The 19,881-nt window shown below is 52.0% G+C and carries 20 protein-coding genes and 1 tRNA gene; 8 read left to right on the top strand and 13 right to left on the bottom strand.

The window, feature by feature from the left end:
• Positions 1 to 725 precede the first annotated feature (725 nt).
• The 3 genes from DEO48_RS18110 (at position 726) to DEO48_RS18120 (ending at position 4,757) form a co-directional block, all read left to right on the top strand.
• Positions 726 to 1,295 (top strand): fimbrial protein, encoded by a 570-nt coding sequence (locus DEO48_RS18110; protein WP_109845899.1) that lies wholly within the window; start codon positions 726 to 728, stop codon positions 1,293 to 1,295.
• A 247-nt stretch (positions 1,296 to 1,542) separates the two neighbouring features.
• Positions 1,543 to 2,934: a xanthine/proton symporter XanP gene (gene xanP / locus DEO48_RS18115; protein ID WP_109845900.1), complete on the top strand. Its 1,392-nt coding sequence runs from the start codon at positions 1,543 to 1,545 to the stop codon at positions 2,932 to 2,934.
• Positions 2,935 to 3,053: 119 nt separating this feature from the next.
• On the top strand, positions 3,054 to 4,757 hold the full coding sequence (locus DEO48_RS18120; RefSeq protein ID WP_109845901.1) for an AsmA family protein: 1,704 nt from the start codon (positions 3,054 to 3,056) through the stop codon (positions 4,755 to 4,757).
• Between the two features lie 60 nt (positions 4,758 to 4,817).
• On the opposite strand, the gene yicI is transcribed toward DEO48_RS18120, so the two are convergent.
• Together yicI and DEO48_RS18130 are read right to left on the bottom strand one after the other, a co-directional pair.
• Positions 4,818 to 7,136, bottom strand: a complete 2,319-nt coding sequence (yicI, locus tag DEO48_RS18125) for an alpha-xylosidase (protein ID WP_109845902.1) — start codon at positions 7,134 to 7,136, stop codon at positions 4,818 to 4,820.
• 12 nt (positions 7,137 to 7,148) lie between these two features.
• Positions 7,149 to 8,540 carry a glycoside-pentoside-hexuronide family transporter gene (locus DEO48_RS18130; protein ID WP_109845903.1) on the bottom strand — a complete coding sequence of 464 codons (1,392 nt, stop codon included), beginning with the start codon at positions 8,538 to 8,540 and terminating at the stop codon, positions 7,149 to 7,151.
• Between the two features lie 288 nt (positions 8,541 to 8,828).
• Between DEO48_RS18130 and DEO48_RS18135 the strand changes: the two genes are divergently transcribed.
• Positions 8,829 to 8,923, top strand: a tRNA-Sec gene (locus DEO48_RS18135).
• A gap of 8 nt (positions 8,924 to 8,931) precedes the next feature.
• Here the strand turns inward: DEO48_RS18135 and DEO48_RS26570 are convergent.
• From DEO48_RS26570 to DEO48_RS18145, 3 genes are all read right to left on the bottom strand, one after another.
• Positions 8,932 to 9,378 (bottom strand): hypothetical protein, encoded by a 447-nt coding sequence (locus DEO48_RS26570; RefSeq protein ID WP_146198300.1) that lies wholly within the window; start codon positions 9,376 to 9,378, stop codon positions 8,932 to 8,934.
• Complete coding sequence (locus DEO48_RS18140; RefSeq protein ID WP_109845904.1) at positions 9,353 to 10,210, bottom strand: hypothetical protein; 858 nt, start codon at positions 10,208 to 10,210, stop codon at positions 9,353 to 9,355. The genes DEO48_RS26570 and DEO48_RS18140 overlap by 26 nt, the downstream gene beginning before the upstream one ends.
• A 176-nt stretch (positions 10,211 to 10,386) precedes the next feature.
• Positions 10,387 to 10,563 (bottom strand): YlcI/YnfO family protein, encoded by a 177-nt coding sequence (locus DEO48_RS18145; RefSeq protein ID WP_109845905.1) that lies wholly within the window; start codon positions 10,561 to 10,563, stop codon positions 10,387 to 10,389.
• Between the two features lie 128 nt (positions 10,564 to 10,691).
• On the opposite strand from DEO48_RS18145, the gene DEO48_RS18150 reads away from it, so the two are divergent.
• Complete coding sequence (locus tag DEO48_RS18150) at positions 10,692 to 11,033, top strand: SymE family type I addiction module toxin (RefSeq protein ID WP_109845906.1); 342 nt, start codon at positions 10,692 to 10,694, stop codon at positions 11,031 to 11,033.
• A gap of 631 nt (positions 11,034 to 11,664) precedes the next feature.
• Here the strand turns inward: DEO48_RS18150 and DEO48_RS18155 are convergent.
• From DEO48_RS18155 to DEO48_RS18190, 8 genes are all read right to left on the bottom strand, one after another.
• Positions 11,665 to 12,147 (bottom strand): type VI secretion system tube protein TssD, encoded by a 483-nt coding sequence (locus DEO48_RS18155; RefSeq protein ID WP_109845907.1) that lies wholly within the window; start codon positions 12,145 to 12,147, stop codon positions 11,665 to 11,667.
• Between the two features lie 11 nt (positions 12,148 to 12,158).
• Positions 12,159 to 12,503 carry a putative T6SS immunity periplasmic lipoprotein gene (locus tag DEO48_RS18160; RefSeq protein ID WP_258306118.1) on the bottom strand — a complete coding sequence of 115 codons (345 nt, stop codon included), beginning with the start codon at positions 12,501 to 12,503 and terminating at the stop codon, positions 12,159 to 12,161.
• Positions 12,500 to 13,042, bottom strand: a complete 543-nt coding sequence (locus tag DEO48_RS18165) for a type IV secretion protein Rhs (protein ID WP_109845908.1) — start codon at positions 13,040 to 13,042, stop codon at positions 12,500 to 12,502. Before DEO48_RS18165 ends, DEO48_RS18160 begins: the two co-directional genes overlap by 4 nt.
• Positions 13,043 to 13,169: 127 nt before the next feature.
• On the bottom strand, positions 13,170 to 13,613 hold the full coding sequence (locus DEO48_RS18170) for an acetyltransferase (RefSeq protein WP_109845909.1): 444 nt from the start codon (positions 13,611 to 13,613) through the stop codon (positions 13,170 to 13,172).
• Between the two features lie 127 nt (positions 13,614 to 13,740).
• Positions 13,741 to 14,739, bottom strand: coding sequence for a class I SAM-dependent methyltransferase (locus tag DEO48_RS18175; RefSeq protein WP_109845910.1), 999 nt, complete (start codon positions 14,737 to 14,739; stop codon positions 13,741 to 13,743).
• 85 nt (positions 14,740 to 14,824) lie between these two features.
• Positions 14,825 to 15,763: a GlxA family transcriptional regulator gene (locus DEO48_RS18180; protein ID WP_109845911.1), complete on the bottom strand. Its 939-nt coding sequence runs from the start codon at positions 15,761 to 15,763 to the stop codon at positions 14,825 to 14,827.
• A 189-nt stretch (positions 15,764 to 15,952) separates the two neighbouring features.
• Positions 15,953 to 16,432, bottom strand: coding sequence for a hypothetical protein (locus DEO48_RS18185; RefSeq protein WP_023309865.1), 480 nt, complete (start codon positions 16,430 to 16,432; stop codon positions 15,953 to 15,955).
• 1 nt (position 16,433) lies between these two features.
• Positions 16,434 to 17,195, bottom strand: a complete 762-nt coding sequence (locus tag DEO48_RS18190) for a winged helix-turn-helix domain-containing protein (RefSeq protein WP_088544610.1) — start codon at positions 17,193 to 17,195, stop codon at positions 16,434 to 16,436.
• Between the two features lie 706 nt (positions 17,196 to 17,901).
• On the opposite strand from DEO48_RS18190, the gene DEO48_RS18195 reads away from it, so the two are divergent.
• Genes DEO48_RS18195 through DEO48_RS18205 form a run of 3 tightly spaced genes read left to right on the top strand, consistent with a single transcriptional unit; the run spans position 17,902 to position 19,873 of the window.
• Positions 17,902 to 18,504 carry a LuxR C-terminal-related transcriptional regulator gene (locus DEO48_RS18195; RefSeq protein WP_109845912.1) on the top strand — a complete coding sequence of 201 codons (603 nt, stop codon included), beginning with the start codon at positions 17,902 to 17,904 and terminating at the stop codon, positions 18,502 to 18,504.
• Between the two features lie 53 nt (positions 18,505 to 18,557).
• On the top strand, positions 18,558 to 19,142 hold the full coding sequence (locus DEO48_RS18200) for a fimbrial protein (protein ID WP_023309862.1): 585 nt from the start codon (positions 18,558 to 18,560) through the stop codon (positions 19,140 to 19,142).
• A gap of 53 nt (positions 19,143 to 19,195) precedes the next feature.
• Positions 19,196 to 19,873, top strand: coding sequence for a molecular chaperone (locus tag DEO48_RS18205; protein WP_109845913.1), 678 nt, complete (start codon positions 19,196 to 19,198; stop codon positions 19,871 to 19,873).
• The last annotated feature ends 8 nt before the right edge of the window (positions 19,874 to 19,881 follow it).

The following is a 19,881-nucleotide window of genomic DNA, read 5'->3' on the forward strand; positions in this document are numbered from 1 at the left end:
AACAGGCGGCAGCATTGATTGAACGTTGGATGCCGGAGACAGAAAAGTATTCCAACGCTTAATTTTTTGTCGGTGTTAAAACGGGGGTCGATAGTATTAATTAATGCCTGTCACCTTCACTATTCCATTAATGTCCAGCTTTTTAATTTTCTAATTACAACATCGACCTTATCATGTTAGTATTGTGCCATTACTTTTAATTCATACATAATTATTATACTTTTTATTTGATCATATTTAATTTTTATATTTTAACAATGTTAGGTCTTTATTAAAAATAATAGCATTTAGGCTACAGGTACGCTTTCTAACCTCCACAGGTTTTATCTGGGATAACAACAGATAAAAAGGCGGAAGCGTATTAATACTAAAAATTACAAGGGCATAGTATGAAAAAACATCTCGTATCGCCGCTAAAACAGTATTGTTCGCTACCGCATCAAGTTGGGCAGTTAAAACGCCACGTTTATTGAACCTATCGCCTTAAGTATTACTGATGATTCTGGCAACTGGATCCAGGCTAAACAGCCTATTAGCGTGAATACCCGGGTGATGACATTCATGGATAGAAATAATGGAGGTATATTCGGCTTACAGATGATGAAATTAAAAAACCAAACGATGACAACAGGAAAAGTTCCCAGTGATGTCACCGTTGAGATTGTTCGCCTCTACATTTGGCGCAGACGAGTTAAACGGATAAGTTATTACACAAGGAGTCAATTATGAATAAACGCATTATTTCTATGAATATGTCAGCGTTAATCCTGGCGGGTTTGTTTCATTGTGCAGTACAGGCGGAAGATGTCTCCGCGACATTGGCCATAACGGGACAAGTTACGCAAAATGACACTTTCTCCTGTTCGCTCTATTTAAATACGGACTACGTTCAGCTTAATGGCAAGACGGAAGGATTAATTAATCAGAATGACAACGCCACTGGCGGCGCTAACATTCAGATTACCATTGGCGGCAATTCCTATACTAACAAATGTAAAACGCTCGCTGATGAAGGCAAACTCGCCTACAAATTTGTCGGCACGGCTGACGATGCGGAAGGAACCGTGCTTGCCAATAACGATGTGACGCCTGGCGCGGCAAAAGGCATCGGCGTTGGCGTATTTGTGGGTGACAGTGGCAACAACAAATTCCAGCCGTTACGGATCAACCAGGACGTGTTAACCGCTAAATCCTGGGGCAACACAATCGTGTTGCAGATGGTTAAGTTAAACGGCAAAGAAGTCACAGCAGGCAAAGTGCAAAGCGCGTTGACGATCCAGTTTGAGCGCCTCTAATCCTCGCTAAGCAGGCAACCATGGCGTTATAGCATGCCAGCCTGATGTTAATATGGCCGTTTATTGTTTATCCTGATTCAGTAAACGGCAATCTGCGCATTTTAGCTTTTGCTTGCAGTCTCTGCTTTCTTCCCGCTGTAAAACCATCACATTTTTTTATGCATGTTACGCTGGCAAACGTTTGCTTTTACCAAACAGTCCGATAAAATTAGCGCCTTTCCACCCCACCTTAATGGAATGATCGCTGATGTCCGTTAATGCAGTAGAGTCACAAGATGCGCAACCGATTGCGCAGAAGCAAAATAGCGAACTGATTTACCGCCTTGAAGACCGCCCACCGCTGCCGCAAACGCTTTTCGCCGCCTGCCAGCATCTTCTGGCAATGTTTGTTGCGGTGATCACCCCGGCGCTGCTGATTTGCCAGGCGCTCGGTTTGCCGGCGCAGGACACGCAGCACATTATCAGCATGTCTCTTTTTGCCTCCGGCGTCGCCTCTATCATTCAAATTAAAGCGTGGGGTCCGGTGGGGTCGGGATTATTGTCGATTCAGGGCACCAGCTTTAACTTCGTGGCACCGCTGATCATGGGCGGTACGGCGCTGAAAACCGGCGGTGCGGATGTCCCAACCATGATGGCGGCGCTGTTCGGCACCCTGATGCTGGCCAGCTGCACGGAGATGGTCATCTCCCGCGTTCTACATCTGGCTCGCCGCGTCATCACCCCGCTGGTTTCGGGCGTGGTCGTGATGATTATCGGCCTGTCGCTGATCCAGGTGGGCCTGACGTCCATCGGCGGCGGCTATGCCGCAATGAGCGACAACACCTTCGGCGCGCCGAAAAACCTGCTGCTGGCGGGTGTCGTGCTGGCGATCATTATTCTGCTTAACCGTCAGCGTAACCCTTACCTGCGCGTCGCCTCGCTGGTGATCGCCATGGCGGCGGGCTACCTGCTGGCGTGGGCGCTGGGCATGCTGCCGGAGAACACCGCGCCGACCAGCAGCGCGCTGATTGTCGTTCCTACGCCGCTGTACTACGGACTGGGCATTGACTGGGGCCTGCTCCTGCCGCTGATGCTGGTCTTTATGATCACCTCTCTGGAGACCATCGGTGATATCACCGCTACCTCGGACGTCTCCGAGCAGCCGGTGTCCGGCCCGCTGTACATGAAGCGCCTGAAAGGCGGCGTGCTGGCGAACGGTCTGAACTCGTTTGTCTCTGCGGTATTCAACACCTTCCCGAACTCCTGCTTCGGTCAGAACAACGGCGTGATCCAGCTGACCGGCGTTGCCAGCCGCTACGTCGGTTTTGTGGTGGCGCTGATGCTGATCGTCCTCGGCCTGTTCCCGGCGGTAAGCGGCTTTGTGCAGCACATTCCTGAGCCGGTGCTGGGCGGCGCAACGCTGGTGATGTTCGGCACTATCGCGGCCTCTGGCGTGCGTATCGTCTCCCGCGAGCCTCTGAACCGCCGCGCGATCATGATTATCGCGCTGTCGCTGGCCGTTGGTCTGGGTGTTTCCCAGCAGCCGCTGATCCTGCAGTTTGCGCCTGACTGGGTGAAAAACCTGCTCTCTTCCGGCATTGCCGCGGGCGGTATCACCGCTATCGTTCTGAACCTCGTTTTCCCGCCTGAGAAAAATTGATTTCTCTCACGGCAGGCAGTCAATGCCTGCCGTGACATCTAATTACACCATTCCCGCCTTGAGGATTGCGCATAAATCGTGCATAACTCCCTTATGTGCGTTTTGCGGGATGGAAGACCATGAAATTTATTGGAAAGCTCCTCATCTATCTTCTGGTAGCCCTGCTCATTGTGCTGCTGGCGTTCTACATTCTGCTCCAGACCCGCTGGGGCGCGTCTCAGGTCAGCAGCTGGGTGACGGTGAATACCGACTACGAACTCAGTTTCGACAAGATGAATCACCGCTTTTCGTCGCCTTCCCACATCATTCTGGAAAACGTCACCTTCGGTCGGGACGGTAAACCCGCCACGCTGGTTGCCAAAAAAGTCAATATCGGCCTGAGCAGCCGCCAGATAACCGATCCGCTGCATATGGACACTATCACCCTGTTCGACGGCACGCTGAATCTCTCGCCCCAGACGGCACCGCTGCCCTTCCAGGCGGATCGCCTGCAGCTGAACAACATGGCCTTTAACAGCCCGAATACTGAATGGGACCTGAGCGCGCAGAAGGTCACGGGCGGCGTTAGCCCGTGGCAGCCGGAAGCGGGCAACGTGCTGGGGAACAACGCGCAGATCCAGATGAGCGCAGGCTCGTTGACCCTGAACGGCGTGCCGGCCACCAACGTGCTGATCGAGGGCCAGCTTAACGGCAAGGAAGTGGTGCTGAAAACGATTGGCGCCGATATGGCCCGTGGCTCACTCACCGGCTCCGCCCTGCGCAACGCCGATGGGAGCTGGATCATCGACACCATGCGCCTGAATGAGATCCGCCTGCAGAGCGATAAAACGCTGATGGCGTTCTTCGCGCCGCTGGCCACCATCCCCTCTCTGCAGATTGGTCGTCTGGACGTAACCGACGCCCGGCTTCAGGGCCCGGACTGGGCGGTGACCGATCTCGACTTAAGCCTGCGCAACCTGACTCTCAGCAAAGGCGACTGGCAGAGCCAGGAGGGCCGCCTGTCCATGAACGCCAGCGAGTTTATCTACGGCTCGCTGCATCTTTTCGACCCTATCCTGAATGCGGAGTTTTCCCCGCAGGGCATGGCGCTGCGTCAGTTCACCTCCCGCTGGGAAGGCGGCATGGTGCGCACGTCCGGTAACTGGCTGCGCGATGGTAAAGCGCTGGTGCTTGACGATGTTGCCATCGCCGGGCTGGAGTACACCCTGCCGCAGAACTGGAAAACGCTGTGGATGGAGCCTATGCCGGAATGGCTGAACAGCGTCACGCTGCAAAAATTCGGCCTGAGCCGCAACCTGGTGATCGACATCGATTCCGCCTTCCCATGGCAGATCACCTCTCTGGACGGCTACGGCGCAAACCTGCAGCTGGTGAAAGATCGCCAGTGGGGCATCTGGGGCGGCAGCGCGACCCTGAACGGCGCGGCGGCGACCTTTAACCGCGTCGACGTGCGTCGTCCGTCGCTGGCGCTGAATGCCAACGCCGCCACGGTGAACATTACCGACCTGAGCGCCTTTACCGAGAAAGGTATTCTGGAAGCCACAGCGACGGTTTCACAGCAGCCGCAGCGGCAGACCGCTGTGAGCCTGAACGGGCGCGGCGTGCCGCTCAACGTGCTGCAGCAGTGGGGCTGGCCTGCATTGCCGATTACGGGCGACGGCAATATTCAGCTCACCGCCAGCGGCAGCGTGCAGGCAAATGCCCCGCTGAAGCCAACGGTGAACGGCAAGCTGAACGCAGTGAATATGGATAAACAGCAGGTGCAGCAGACGATGACAGGCGGAGTGGTTTCAACACCACCCTCACCCCAGCCCTCTCCCTGAAAGGGAGAGGGAGCAAACCCTTCCCTCGCCCCTTTGGGGAGAGGGTTAGGGTGAGGGGAATTAAAGGTGAACCACCACCTCATTCCCCTCCGCTTTCACCACCACGCCCCACTCGCTGCCAGAGTGTGAACCGCCCTTCACGCCGCTCACCTTCTGCACGTTGCGCAAGCACACCGACCAGTTTTGCGCGTCCCCCGCGCCGGTAAAGGTCACGATGTCGCCCCGACGTGACGCCTTCAGCGTAAACGCCACGGACCCGTCCGCCGCAGGCACTTCGCTCACCGCCGTTGCGCCGTCGTCCAGGTTAAACAGCTGGAAGGCCGTCCCCGCGTTCCACGCGTAGTCCGGCTTCTGGTTATTGTTACCCAGCGCCAGCAGCGTGTTGTCGCGCACGTAGACCGGCAGGCTCATGAAATCGTGCTGCTGCTTATGCCAGCGGCTGCCCTGAATTTCGTCGTTGTGCCACAGGTGCGTCCAGCGGCCTTCCGGCAGATAGAACTGCACGTCGCCCGCCTCGGAGAACACCGGCGCGACCATCACCGCATCCCCCAGCATGTACTGGCGGTCGAGGTAATCGCACGCCGGATCGTCCGGGAACTCCAGCATCATCGCGCGCAGCATCGGCGTGCCGAACTCGCGCGCCAGCGCCGCCTGACGATACAGATACGGCATCAGCTGACACTTCAGCTGGGTGAAGTGGCGCACCACGTCGCAGGACTCGTCATCGTACGCCCACGGCACGCGGTAGGATTTACTGCCGTGCAGGCGGCTGTGGCTGGAGAACAGCCCGAACGCGCACCAGCGTTTATAGACATGCGCCGGAGCGGTGTTTTCGAACCCGCCGATATCGTGGCTCCAGAACCCGAAGCCGGACAGGCCAATCGACAGCCCGCCGCGCAGGCTTTCGGCCATCGATTCATAGTTGGCGTAGCAGTCGCCGCCCCAGTGCACCGGGAACTGCTGCGCACCCACGGACGCCGAACGGGCAAACAGCACCGCCTCTTCCTCCCCCACCGTCTCTTTCAGCACGTTCCACACCAGCTCGTTATAGATGTAGGCGTAGTGGTTGTGCATTTTCTGCGGATCGGAACCGTCGAACCACTGCACGTCGGTCGGGATACGCTCGCCGAAGTCGGTCTTGAAGCAGTCGACGCCGATCTCCACCAGGCCTTTCAGCTTGTCGGCATACCACCGGCACGCGTCCGGATTAGTGAAGTCATAAATCGCCAGCCCCGGCTGCCATTTGTCCCACTGCCACAGGGAGCCGTCCGGGCGCTTGAGCAGGTAGCCCTTCTCTTTCAGCTCCCGGAAGATCGGGGATTTCTGGCCGATGTACGGGTTGATCCACACGCAGACCTTCAGCCCTTTCTCTTTCAGGCGGCGGATCATCCCTTCCGGGTCCGGGAAGGTCACCGGGTCCCACTCGAAATCGCACCACTGGAAGGCCTTCATCCAGAAGCAGTCGAAGTGGAAGACGTGCAGCGGAAGGTCGCGCTCGGCCATGCCGTCGATAAAGCTGTTTACCGTCGCTTCGTCATAGTTGGTGGTGAACGAGGTGGTCAGCCACAGGCCGAACGACCACGCAGGCGGCAGCGCCGGGCGGCCGGTGAAGCGGGTATAGCGGTTCAGCACCTCTTTCGGCGTCGGGCCGTCGATCACAAAGTACTCGAGATATTCTCCTTCCACGCTGAACTGCACTTTGGAGACCTTCTCGGAGCCGACTTCAAACGAGACGTTTTCCGGATGATTCACCAGCACGCCGTAGCCGCGGTTGGTCAGGTAAAACGGGATATTTTTGTAGGACTGCTCGGTGCTGGTGCCGCCGTCGCGGTTCCAGGTTTCGACCGTCTGGCCGTTGCGCACCAGGGCGGTAAAGCGCTCGCCCAGACCGTAGACCGTTTCCCCCACGCCCAGATCCAGACGTTCGAATACGTAATTGCGGTCGGCGTTGGTATCCTGCACGTAGCCGTTGTTTTTCAGCTGACTGCCGGTGATGCGCTGCCCGTCGCGCAGGAAATCCAGCGCCCAGTACTCGCCTTTGGTGACGCGCACGCTGACGTTGCCGCTTTTCAGCTCGGCAAACTCCGCGTTGTTTTCAATCTCTACCTTCACGTCTTTCAGAACGTTCAGCGGATAGTGCGGGCCGTTATTCAGCGCGCCCTGGAAGTGCTCGATGCGCACCCCGACAATCCCTTCCTGCGGGGCAAACAGGCGCACCGTGAACATCAACGTGTCGAGCTGCCAGGTACGCTCGCGCACGTCGCGCGGCGCAACAAACACCACCAGATCGTTGCCCTGCTGCTCCACGTCGAACACCTGTGCCGGATACGTCACGTTCAGGCCCGGTTGAATAAGCCAGTTTCCATCACTGATTTTCATACTCTCGTCCTCTTAGTTCTGTAATTCTTTGCTGACCGGCAGGTTTTCAAATTCCTGCTGATTGCGGCGCGCGCCCTGCGCCAGCTCGCCCAGGATTTTGGTCAGGAAGGGGGTTTTCAGCGTGTAGTAGCGTTTAGCGATGATGGCGCTCAGCACGTAGCAGACCGCCGGGGCCAGGGTAAACAGGCCGATAATGATGCTGATGGTCGCGCTGTTCTGAGTTTTGGCTGCCGCGTCGTAGCCGCCGCCTGCCAGCATCCAGCCGATCATCGCTCCGCCCAGCGCCAGGCCGAGCTTCAGCACGAACAGCGTGCCCGCAAAGCTGATGCCGGTCAGGCGTTTGCCGTTAGTCCATTCGCCGTAGTCGACGGTATCGGACATCATCACCCACTGAATCGGCGTCACCAGCTGGTGCAATACGCCAATGACGAAGATAAAGGCGAACATCAGCACGGTGGCGTGCATCGGCACGAAGAACATCGCCGCGCTGACCACCGCCAGCGCGGCGTTGGTCCACCAGAAGATGCTGACCTTGCACTTCCAGTCGGTGAGGGGTTTCGCCAGCGCGGAGCCGATCAGGTTGCCGACGCAGTAAGTGGTGAGGAAGGCGACGAACACCTCCGGCGAGCCCATGATCCAGGTGCAGTAGTACATCATCGCGCCGCCGCGCACGCAGACGGCGAGGATGTTGAGGATGGTGAGCACGCCGACGATGCGCCACTGATCGTTGTGCCAGATGTCGCGCAGGTCTTCCCGCATGGAAGTGGTGCTCGGCGGAACCTGGATGCGCTCTTTGGTGGTAAAGAAGCAGAACGCCAGCATCAGGAACGCGACCACCGACAGCACGGCGATCCCGCCCTGGAAGCCGAGCGCCTTATCGTCGCCGCCAATCAGGTTCACCAGCGGCATCATCAGCACCGTGGAGAGCATGCCGCCCGCGGTCGCCAGCACGAAGCGCCAGGACTGAAGGGAGATACGCTGCGTCGGGTCACTGGTGATCACGCCGCCGAGCGCGCAGTAGGGAATGTTCACCACGGTATAGAGCAGGGTCAGCAGGGTGTAGGTAACGGCGGCGTAAACCATTTTGCCGTTGAGGCTGAGGTCCGGGGTGGTGTAGGCCAGCACGCAGACGATGCCGAACGGGATGGCGCCGAACAAAATCCACGGACGAAACTTGCCCCAGCGGCTGCGGGTGCGGTCGGCAATCAGCCCCATGCACGGGTCGGAGATCGCATCCAGCGCGCGCGCCAGCAGGAACATGGTGCCGACAAACCCGGCGGGAATGCCGAAAATATCGGTGTAGAAAAACATCATGTACAACATGACGTTATCAAAAATGATGTGGCTGGCGGCGTCTCCCATGCCGTAGCCGATCTTCTCTTTTACTGACAATATTTCGCTCATCTTTTTTATCCTTCACGCTGTAGGGGGCGCTGAGACCGGTTACAGAGTTTTAAACCATTGTTTCAGGAGCGGGTATTGCGTTTTCTGGTTAGCAGATTACGTTTCTTGTTTTTTGTGATCGCGGTAAATACTGGTGAGCACGAAAGGCTAACCTGAGGATTTTCTTAAGAATTAGCTGAAACAGGGGGGTACAGGTCAAAAGAGAGGTGAAAAAAGTGTGCGGGGGGATGTGGTAAATGCCTGAAAGTAGCTATAATGCGCCCCGCCTCCATGTAGCAATGCAGGCGCGGAAGATCGTCATCTCCGGTGAGGTGGCTGGACTTCAAATCCAGTTGGGGACGCCAGCGTTCCCGGGCAGGTTCGACTCCTGTGATCTTCCGCCAAAATCACTCTACTTTGTCCCTTCATTTTTTACTTTTCTCTCTAACATTTTTATTGTATATCCATCTGAAAAATGTAACCAACTGGCAAGTAAGAAGATCAAAATCTGAGAACACGCAATATAAACGTTTGGTTTGAAGATCATTCCAAAATAAAAAAATAATGCTACAATCACAAAAATAAATCTTTTGGCGCTATACCAACTAAAGTTACTATCATTAACTTTTTGTTTAATTTGTGAAATAGATCTTGAAATTTTCGCTGCATTTTGTCCAAGAATTATTGAAGCAGCAAGGCTCCAGTCAGAGGAGTATATTATATCACGCAAAGGTCCAAAATATACCTTAACTAAAATAAGAATTAAAAAAGGCACACAAATATACAAATACTCAGCTTTAAGATCTGATACGTAACCCTTTTTCTGTAACGCACTAAGCTGGTATTTCGAATTGTTCATCACTCCCTCCCCTAACGATATCCTCGATGCTTATAATCTTCACATTTCTTACTTCTGCGGTTTTTCGTTTATCATAAGGTTTATAAAGATCATAACTAAACTCTGCTAATAAAGTGTCTTTTGGTCCAATAGGAGGTATTAAACCGGATTGATAATTCTTTATCCAATCCTTGACTAGAATTCGTGCAGTAAAAGTTTTATTCATTTTTGAGCTTTTAAAGGTCCATAATTGTTTACCTTCGTTTATTGCAATTTTTACATATAAATAATCTTTTGCGATAATCGTTTCCTTCAAACCTAAAAACATCGTTGAAAGATCTCCCGCGAATCGCCACTTTGTATTAATGTTTTGCGAATAAGAAGGACTTCCAAATTCAACTATCTCATCTTTAAGTATGAGATTATTAGCTTTTGAGACTGTTCCTAACATATGGGAAAGTGCTTTCCTATCAATATGTGAATCAATTTCATTCCCTAATCCATCATTAATTAATGTTTCTTCAATATTAGCTGCTAATTGATCAACTTGTTCTTCAGTCTCTGTCTCATCAGTTTCTAGTAATTGCTCAAATAATTTTGAACCTGCAGAAGCCACTCTATTAATAAAGAAATCATGTATTATGCTAGGAGACTGAATCAACTTGGCTTTGATGGAAGAGATTTGTATATCTTCGAGATGGAATTTAAACTCCTGTTTTACATCGATTGATTTAGCCAAAATTTGTCCAAACTGCTCATACGCAGAAATATACAAACTCATAGCTTCAAAAAGTTGGCTGGGGTTTGGTCTGTCCTTTTTATAGTCTATTTTTATAAAAACATTTGCTTCCATGACGTACCTCGTTGATTGATAGCAAAATTGATTTTTTCAGGCATTTATCAATTAATGTGATATCAGTCCTACAAGAGCACTAACCCCTTCAATGTAAGACAATATCGGATCAGAAGTAACACTTCAATAAAATACTGTACAAAAACACAGTTGCTGTTTAAATTAAAAATTAATTATCACGAATTCAATAGATTAGATGTTTCCAATCGTGCTTTACATGCTTCCTTCACCCACTTACTAAAATTCCCTTTACCCGCAGCCTTCTCAATCTGTTCCAAAAGCTCGTCCTCAAACCGAATGTTCTTCATCGTGCTCTTGGTGCGGTCAAAATTTGGTTTCTTTTTTTCTTGCATGGTAGGTACCACTTCGGTTAATTTATCTTCATGTGGTACCTACCACATGGATTCGGAATTCTAACAACGCCCTGCAGTGTTGGAGCACTAAAGGGCGTCTAACCTCACCAACTATCAAGGAGTTGATTATGGCTGATTCGCATTCTACCCCAGACACCGACCAATCCGGAACCGAGCGTTCGTTAATTGTGGGATACCGCCCGAATGTTTTCGACAAATCCACGCCGAAAATCATCCTTACCGGCAAGTGGCTGCGCGCCGCGGGTTTTGATACCGGACAGCAGGTCACGATAAAAGTCATGAAAGGATGCATCGTTCTGGTGGCGTATAACGAGCAGGAGCAGCGTTTGCAGGATAATTATAAACGGACGAAGGCAAAGCTCATTGAGATAGAGGACGCGCTTGCAGCGATCCAAACTCCGCGTCCTGGAAAGCGCCTCGCAAAATCAAATACAAACCACCTGGCTTAGCGGCTGTTTCTGGCATACTACCAGTGAGTTGGGTTAATCTTCAAAAAGAGGGAGGCGACATATGAGATGTCTCTCTACATGAAAGCCTCTTTTTATTTTTCAATAAGTTTTAGCACATTCGTTCTATCTATTGATAGATAGAAAATATTCATCACACTAATTGTTAATATTTTATCGCATTTATTGTTGGAGGCTTTGCAAGGCCAGTCACACTTTAATTTCACTTCGCACATTGAGCTTTTTAATGAGATCAATATCGACGGATAATTTTTATTTTGAACAAGGCATCATATAAAAAGACGAAGTAAAAATTATGAGAACATTTGAGATGGCCCTACTAAAAGTGGACTGTAATGAATAGTATCAAGCTCTGGTTAAAAGAACAAATTCTCTTCATTCTTGAGGCTTAGTACACATTACTATGTGTCATTATTTTTGCTTTGTTTGCCGTAACATGGCTACCAGAAAAAACCGCAATGAATTTAATATGGATTTTTGTTACAATCGTAGGCTTATACATTCTTTTATCAAAAAGAACATAAATGCTCTTTACGATTATTAAGTTCAATGCACTAACTAAATCATTTAGCCCCCTCCCTATAGGGAGAGGGACCCAATCTTCACTACGGCCTCACTGAGGCACCTTATTCCAGTGATCCTCATATTTAATGTGTCCTTCCAGATAAAACCACTCGATACCGCGATAACGAATCCCGATGCTTTCCATCATATTATGACCAGGCGCCCCCGGAACCCAGGTATGGGCAGCATCGACAGACATAATCACGATACTATCCAGCGTTATGCGGTACACCTCGAATTCAAATCCTGCTTCGTTCACATCATAGTAGTGGATAACCGCTTTCTGTAGCCTTTTGCTTTGACATAAAGCATCTGCAAAGTAAGGCGACGTTTTGTCGATCTGCTTATGGATAGTGAATGCCCCATGTTCTCTGGCACCCATAAGATTGCCCGTGCTGGCGCTGCAAACCTGATGGATGTGGTAATTGCTGTTAAGGATCTCAATCGCACCTTCTCTGCCCGAAACATTGCAGCTGCCTTTGATCGGGTTTCCATTTTCATCATAAAGAAACATGTATGCGGGTAATGACATTGACTTTCCTCCTAATGATAATTTATGACTCTGCCGTCATTATCCTTGAAAAATGGATAGTAATAATTTCGCTCATTCAAGGTATAAGAGATTTCATAGGCATAGCCAGCTGGCAAGGCAATCTCGATACAACTATCTGGATATGAACGCCTTTGAAATTCGGCCGCAAACTCTTTATATTCACCGTGTTGCATAGACGAAATTATATATCCATTCAAAATATCTTTTTCGTCAACACTAAAACAAAAATGATTGCCATTTATCATGATCATTCGCTGCTCAGGAATATTCAGGCTTTCACCCGGACAACCGGTCAACATTGAGATAATCGGAATGAATAGAATTTTTAGTTTCACTGTGGAAAGTCTCCTAAAATAACTTCATAACGCCTGAGAAGATCCTGTTTTGGTTCCGATGGGTCGTAATCAATGAGTTTATGCAGGTTGCTGCGGGGATCAAATCCATAGGTATTGAGCAGCCAGAAATCACTGACGATAGAGGCTTGTTGCTCGAGACCGTAATCAAGCAAGTGATGTTTATCTAAATGGTAGGAATAGTCGACAGCCCAAGAGAATGCTCCACGAAGGCGTACCATCATACCGTGCTGATGCTGCCAAACATGCATCATTTCATGCAGAAAAAGATGCGCTCCGACGATACGAGACATTCTTTGATGGGACATGGAAAAGTCGTTTTCATACGTACCTTCCATAAAATAAATCTCACCGTTTGGCGTCATTGCGGTTCTGAAATTCTGCATATTGAAGGGCAAATAACTTCCCCGATGAATCCACACTTCATTATAACGAATACTTAAACCATAAAGTGTTTTGGCAAGGTTAATTTCACCGAGCGTTAGCAGTCGCACTCCGCCAATTTTTATTCCATCGCTCATCTGCGCTCTCCTTTTGCGAGAGCTATATTAATATCACCGTAACTTAATACAATTATTTTTTTAATGAATGATAAGGGTGTAATTATATCCCTCAGAAATTACAGTAACGTTTTAAATTATCTACTGATTATTTATACTCACCCAACCGCATATGCAACAACGGAAACGGATTCCCCTGCCCATCCAGTTCCGAGCGTCCGACCTGCTCAAACCCCATATGGCGATAAAACGCGACGCCCTGCGGGTTCTGCTCATTCACGTCCACCTCGTTCGCGCCGAATGCCGCGATGGCGTGTTGCATCAGCAATTTCCCGACGCCCTTCCCCCGGCTCGCGTCGTCAACAAACAGCATTTCAATGCGGTTTTCATCCACGCCTAAAAAGCCGTGAATGTCGCCTGCTTCATCGCGAGCGATCACGACCTTGAGGTGAGGCAGATAGGCGTTAAGCAATAACGGGCGCAGCGCCGCAATATCGCTTTCCTGTAAAAAGTGGTGAGTGGCGCGGACTGAAGATTCCCAGATCGCAACCAGACGTTCGAAGTGTGTGGGGAGTGCGGTTTCTATTTTCATGGGGGGATCATGTGCGGTTTAGAACGTTAATTCAAGTAACTCAGCGCGCCCTGTTCCCCCTCACCCTAGCCCTCTCCCTCAGGGAGAGGGAACCGATTGTGCGGTTTGTCCCCCCACACAGCTCGCGCTAAACCCTAATCTCCATCACCGCGTACACGCCGTCCTTCGGCACCACCACGGTGACGTTTTCCACCGGCACGCCCGCCGCGAGGTGAATATCCTGCAGCTGCTGTAACGACCTCGGGTAAATATCCTCCCAGCCGATCCCCCGCAGCACAAAATCAATTTGCGGGCTGTTGGTGAGCATGTTTGACACAATCACCGCCCCGCCGGGCTTGACCAGCCGCAGCGCGCGCTGGAGAAAAATCACCGCGTCGGTATCGTTGAAGTATTCGAAAATCCCCAGCGCGTCGACCAGTTCGGCCTGCTGCTCGCCCAGCTCCAGCAGCAGGTCTTCGTTACGCACCAGCGTATGGAGCAGGTTGCGCCTGAGCAGGGTCAGCTGTTCCCCCACTACAATCCCTTCCTGCGCCGCCATGGTTTCGGCCCAGCTGAGCGCCACCGGGTCTTTGTCCACCAGCGTGAGATACACCCGCTGGCCGTCGAGCTTTGCTTCGCGCAGCGCCTCCAGCACCGGAATGGCGGCGCCGCTCGCCAGGCTGACCCAGTTGTTCTCGCTTTCATTATGAATGTACTTATCCACCAGCGCGGCCAGCACTCTGGCGCGGGAGCGCACGCCAATCGCATCGTTAGCGTGGATAAACCACTGGCGGCTGTCGCTGTCCATTTTCGTGCCGTCGGGCAGGCGATCTTCCAGCGGGTTTTGCACCACAAACAGCGCCAGCGCGGAGGGCACCAGCCGGGTGCGCCACGCGGTGAGCGCCGGGCGGTTGCGGAAGGCCTGTTCGGAATAGCGGTTCTGGGGAACCAGCACGGCCTGCCCCCCTTCGTCGTATTCCACCCTCGGGGGCCGGAGCGCTGGCTCGGCTTTCAGGGCGCGGTCAAGGGAGGCGATCTCGCGGGCAGCGTCGTCTTTCATCGGCCACTGGTCGCTGACGTCGGGAAATGACGCGCTGAAAATCGTCATATTTTCCGGTGCATCGCCGCGAAAAGGCTGCCAGTTCATGTCGTCTTCCCTCCGTTAGGCTTTTAACGGAAGTCTATCCAGGCGAGCCAGTAATACCCTACGAAGAAAGCACGAAATAGGTGCATCAGTTCTGCGACGTGCGCCATACCCCCGGCGTGCAGCCGTACTCGGTCTGAAAATGACGAATAAAGTGGGCGCAGTCGCTAAACCGCATCCGCCGCGCAATATCCGTAACGCTTTGCTGAGAGTTTTTCAGCAGCCAGCAGGCATAGCGCAGCCTGGCGCTGCGGATAAATTCCCGCGCCGTTTTGCCAAACTCGGCATGAAACAGGCGGTTAAGCTGGCGCTCGCTCAGCTTAACGTCCTGCGCGAGCCTGGCGGCGTTCAGCGGGTGAGTCAGATACTGTTCGACGATCGTCACCGCCCTGCGCAGCCGTGAATCAGGGATCATGGCGATATTCGCGGGCCGCGGCGTGGCGGCGTCATGCGGAGGAAGGGACAGCCGCCGGGAGGTGGTGGCCGCAATGTCGTCTCCCCCGTGGGCTCGGATAAGCGCCGTTACAAGGGTGATCGTTGAGATCCCGCCCGGGCAGGTCAGCAAATCGCCTTCGTCGATAAAATCGAGGCCTTGCTCAGCATAAACCTGCGGAAAGCGTTGCGTGAAAACGTCATGGTGATGAGGATGAATCGAGGCGCGGCGCTCGTTCAGTAAGCCTTCCTCCGCCAGAATAAAGCTGCCGGTACCAATACCTATCAGGGGAACGTTGTTGTGATAAGCATCCGTGAGAAACGCTCTGTCGCCACGGTGTCCCTGGTGAAGATGCTCCAGACCCCCGCCGATCGCCGCAATATAGTCAAAGTTGCCGGGCGGCGCATGGGCGGCCTCCGGCCGCAAGCTGAGCCCTGAGCTGCTCACTACCGGTAAGTCGGGATAAGTGCTTATATGACTGAGTTTAAAGCGTATTTTCTGGCTACGCTTCTGGACGCTGGATGCAATGCGTAACGCCTCTATTAATCCTGAATATGCGAAAAGCGAGAAATGGGGCCACAGGAGTAAACCCATATGCAGGGATTTATTCCGTGCAGGCGTCATTCTGACGCTATCATCAATTATATTTTTCATTAACTTGCCGAAGAATAATTACATTATCGCAACATTATTGTTGCTGTTATATTTTCCTAAGATAGGTCCTGGCTGTTAAATCAAGCATAAATGATGCCCGCAAAAACTTAAAAACATTTCTCCCTGTCGCTATCCGTTTTTTGACGTGTGGCACACATAGGTCGGCAGCGTCCCCAGAATAAATAAATAATTCTCATTCTGCTGTTTCTTAATACGCATATAAATATTCTTATTCGGATAGATAAAAAATAAGGGCTCGTACTTCTCCAGCCAGCTATCGCTGATGTTGTCGTCCGGAAATTTCATATTGCGTATGGACGTCAGATTATAGACGCTGTCTTTGCGCTCAATCTGAAAGAAAACTTTGCGATTCAGGGTCTTCGTGGGATCGCTTTTCAACCGGCCATTCATGCTGAGTATTCCGCTGTTACCCTCCACGGTGTAATTCAGCCACAGAGAGAGCGTCTCATCACGGTGATGCTGAATAAAGTTCGCCTGACAGGAAAAGGGCTGAATGTAATGGCGATGCCAGAGGTAATACGCCGCCACGACAGCCCCCATCAACAGGCACAGGCAGAGCGCAACAAGCGTTTGACGGTAGCGAACCATACTAGCGATCCTCTATAAAATAATCGGACATACAGCGGTTGGGTTCCGTCATCGGTCTGTCACAGCGAATGACCGACGCGCGAGGCAGCAGGATGTATCCGCTGACGTACACCCAGGGATAGTTCGCGCACTGGTCCTTAAACGGGGCGGCATAGGCCAGGGCTTTATCCCGGTCGCGCTGCGTTTCAATATCGCGAGAAAAATAGAGCTGGCATTCGCCCATCTTCATCGCGAAGCGGTACCCGTCGACGAAATAGCTGTCATGCAGCAGGTTATGGCTGATAACGCTCACGCCAGCCAGCATCAGCAATAGCACCAGCGCGCCCGGCAGCCAGAAGCGGCGCGTCGAGTCGGTCGGGGCGACGGTCTCTTCGCAGACATCCGGAGCAGCACGTTCTTCCTCATCAGCCTGCGGCTGCGTCTCTTTAACGGTGATTTGCGTATCGCTTGCGAGCGTCAGTCCAATCCGCGGGATAGTGACAATCGGATCGGTTTCAAACCCCACTTTCTTCAACCCCTTACGCAGAATAGAAATATTCTGGTAGTAGGTATTAGGCGAAACCAGCATCCCCCGGCGCTGCCAGACAATATCCATGCACTCCTGTTGAGTCACAATACTTCCGACTCTTTCTATTAATAACAACAAACAGCGCCCCGCCGGGGAATTTAATACCACCACCCGGTCAGGATTGTTGAGATCGCGTAATGTGCTGGCCGCTGGATGAAACTCTACCAGGCCATTAATAATGTAATGCTTATGCATAGAATGGGCTAAATACCTCCGGTCAACGCCTGTTGCTCCAGTAGATTCCCTTCACGGTTAACATGCGTATCCCTCGCCTGTGTAAGGATTAATGTGACGGATAAATGCGCAACTGTATATCCTGGCGCCTGGCGAAAATTCTTATTTTTCCTTTCTCTTTATCTGACGGGTCTAAAGTTTTCTTAACCGCTATTTAAAGCCGTCTTGACACTGACAAAACTCGACAAATCCGCCCGTTGAACGGTTTAGCCATCATTGTCTGAATTATTCAGCACCCTTAATTTGTTTTTTTAACAAAAAGGAGAGAGGACGGGCGTTCCCGGCGGGTTTCGAAATTATGCCCCATTCGAAACCTGTCGTCTTAATTAACAATTTCGGCACGGAACTGTTAGTCACCGTCAGTAACAACCCGCGTCGCATGACGTCCCCAGACTATTTCCTTACAAAACATTTATTAAAGCTAACTTTTCAATAAAAACTATCGGTATGATTATTTACAGGCAGATAAGCAAAAGCCGGTTCAGCGAGGAGAAATTGACGCTACACCTAAACCGTACTTAAAACAAATTAAGATTAATTCAGGTTACCTCTTTTACGCCCTGAGTATAGTGGGCTCACACCGTGCAATGCTTAATTGCTTCGAAAATACAGGCATCGTTCTGCCAGACAGACGAGTCTCATTACAATTATAAATCGAGGGAATGACATGGCGAATAAGCTCAACAACACACGTCATTTAAATATCGCGCTATTGGGTGGAGATCACTTTGCGCGCCAGGGGATCGCCGCGTTATTAAAAAATATTGTCCCGGCTATGCAGATTACGGCATCGATCGATAATTACGCGGAGATCGAAACGACACTCGCGGCCGCACCGGTAGACGTGATTTTTTTATCCGGCATGGAGAAATATCACGCGGGATATGACTGCCTGAAATATATCAGGAAGATGAAAGTCCTTTATCCCGACGTACTTATTTGCATGTATTCCGCACCGGCAAATTCCTGGCTGTGGATACGCGGTGAAATAGACGCCTATCTCTCGCTGCAGGACCCGCTTTATCACTGGCGAGCCAGCGTATTAAAAATGGTCGATAGCCGTTATCGCCCAATAAAAAAACCCACGGCGTTATCGCTGACGCCGGGTGAATGGAGGGTATTGAAGGAACTGCGAAAGGGTCTGGATATGCGTTACATCGCCGAAACAGAGCAGCTTTCTTACCGTCGTGTCAGCGCGTTAAAAAGCTCAGCGATAAGAAAACTCGGGCTCAGGAACAAGACAGATTTGCTGGTCTTTTTAACCAGTTAGACCTGCTGCTTTCAGAGCAAATCTCGACATAACACCATAATGGAATCAGGACAATGAAAGCTCAATTCAATAATAAAACGCTGCTCGCGATCGCTATTGCGGCATTACTGCCAGCGGGCACGGCCCTGGCTGCCGGCACCAGCGGCGGCACGGTGAACTTTAGCGGCAAAGTGGTGACTTCCGCCTGCGCCATCAGCGCAGGAAGCGCCAACATTGACGTGGATATGGGTGAAGTGCGTACCGCAACGCTGGCGACCGCCGGCAGCGAAGCCAGCACGGCAAAAGCGTTTGCCATCACCCTGGAAGATTGCGAAATCGCCGATACATCAGCCTCTACGGATGAGAACCCGATTGCCGCCACAACCGTGGCTGTCACCTTCACCGGCACGCCGGACACTTCCGATGTTAATAGCTTGTCCGTCGGGGCAAACGGCAGCGCCAACTCTGCGCAAAACGTGGCTATTCGCCTTTATGACGAGCAGGGCAACGTGGTGAAGCTGGGTGAACCCGCTTCGGCCATCCCTCTGCGTAAGGGTGCCAACACCCTGAACTTCAGCGCGAAATATTACTCGCCGAAGGGCGGCGCCACCGCGGGTGATGCCAGCGCCGTCGCAACCTACACAGTGACCTATTCGTAATCTTCAGGCCCGGTCTGCGAGCCGGGCCTGTCTTATCTTTCAGGAGTAACACTATGCGCGTAAACACATGGATTTGCCTGGCGGGCGCGTTATGTTCCTCCGCCGTCTATGCCGGCGGCGTGGGGCTGGGCGCAACGCGATTGGTCTACTCCAGCGCCACCAGCCAGGCCATGATGCAGGTGAGAAACACCCATCCCGACGCCACGTTCCTCATCCAGTCCTGGATGGAGAATGAGAAAGGCGAACGCACCAACGACTTCGCGATCACGCCGCCGCTGTACGTCATGAAACCGGCCAGCGAAAGCGCGGTGAAAATCATGTTTACCGGTAAGGCCCTGCCAGAGGATCGGGAGACGCTCTACTGGATGACGGTCAAAGCCATCCCCCAGCAGGCGAAAAGCGGCGCCGGGAATACGCTGCAGTTTGCATCGGCTAACCGCATCAAGGTCTTTTATCGCCCGGAGGGACTCAGTGAGACCCCGGGAGAGGCGTGGAAAAAACTGGCCGGTGCCTACCGTGCCGGAAAAGTCACGCTCAGCAACCCCACGCCGTACTACCTCACCACCATCAACGTGAAAATTGACGGTATGCCGGTGCAGCCGGTGATGGTGCCCCCGAAAGGCAGCGTGACGCTGGCCGAAACCTTCAGCCATGCGGGCAGCATGAGCTATCAAACCATTAACGATTACGGGGCATGGACCCCCGCCACGCGCGCGTCGTTATCCCAATAATAAAAACA

Origin of the sequence: Enterobacter sp. CGMCC 5087 (assembly GCF_003144775.1) — a bacterium.
Lineage (GTDB): Bacteria > Pseudomonadota > Gammaproteobacteria > Enterobacterales > Enterobacteriaceae > Enterobacter > Enterobacter cloacae_M.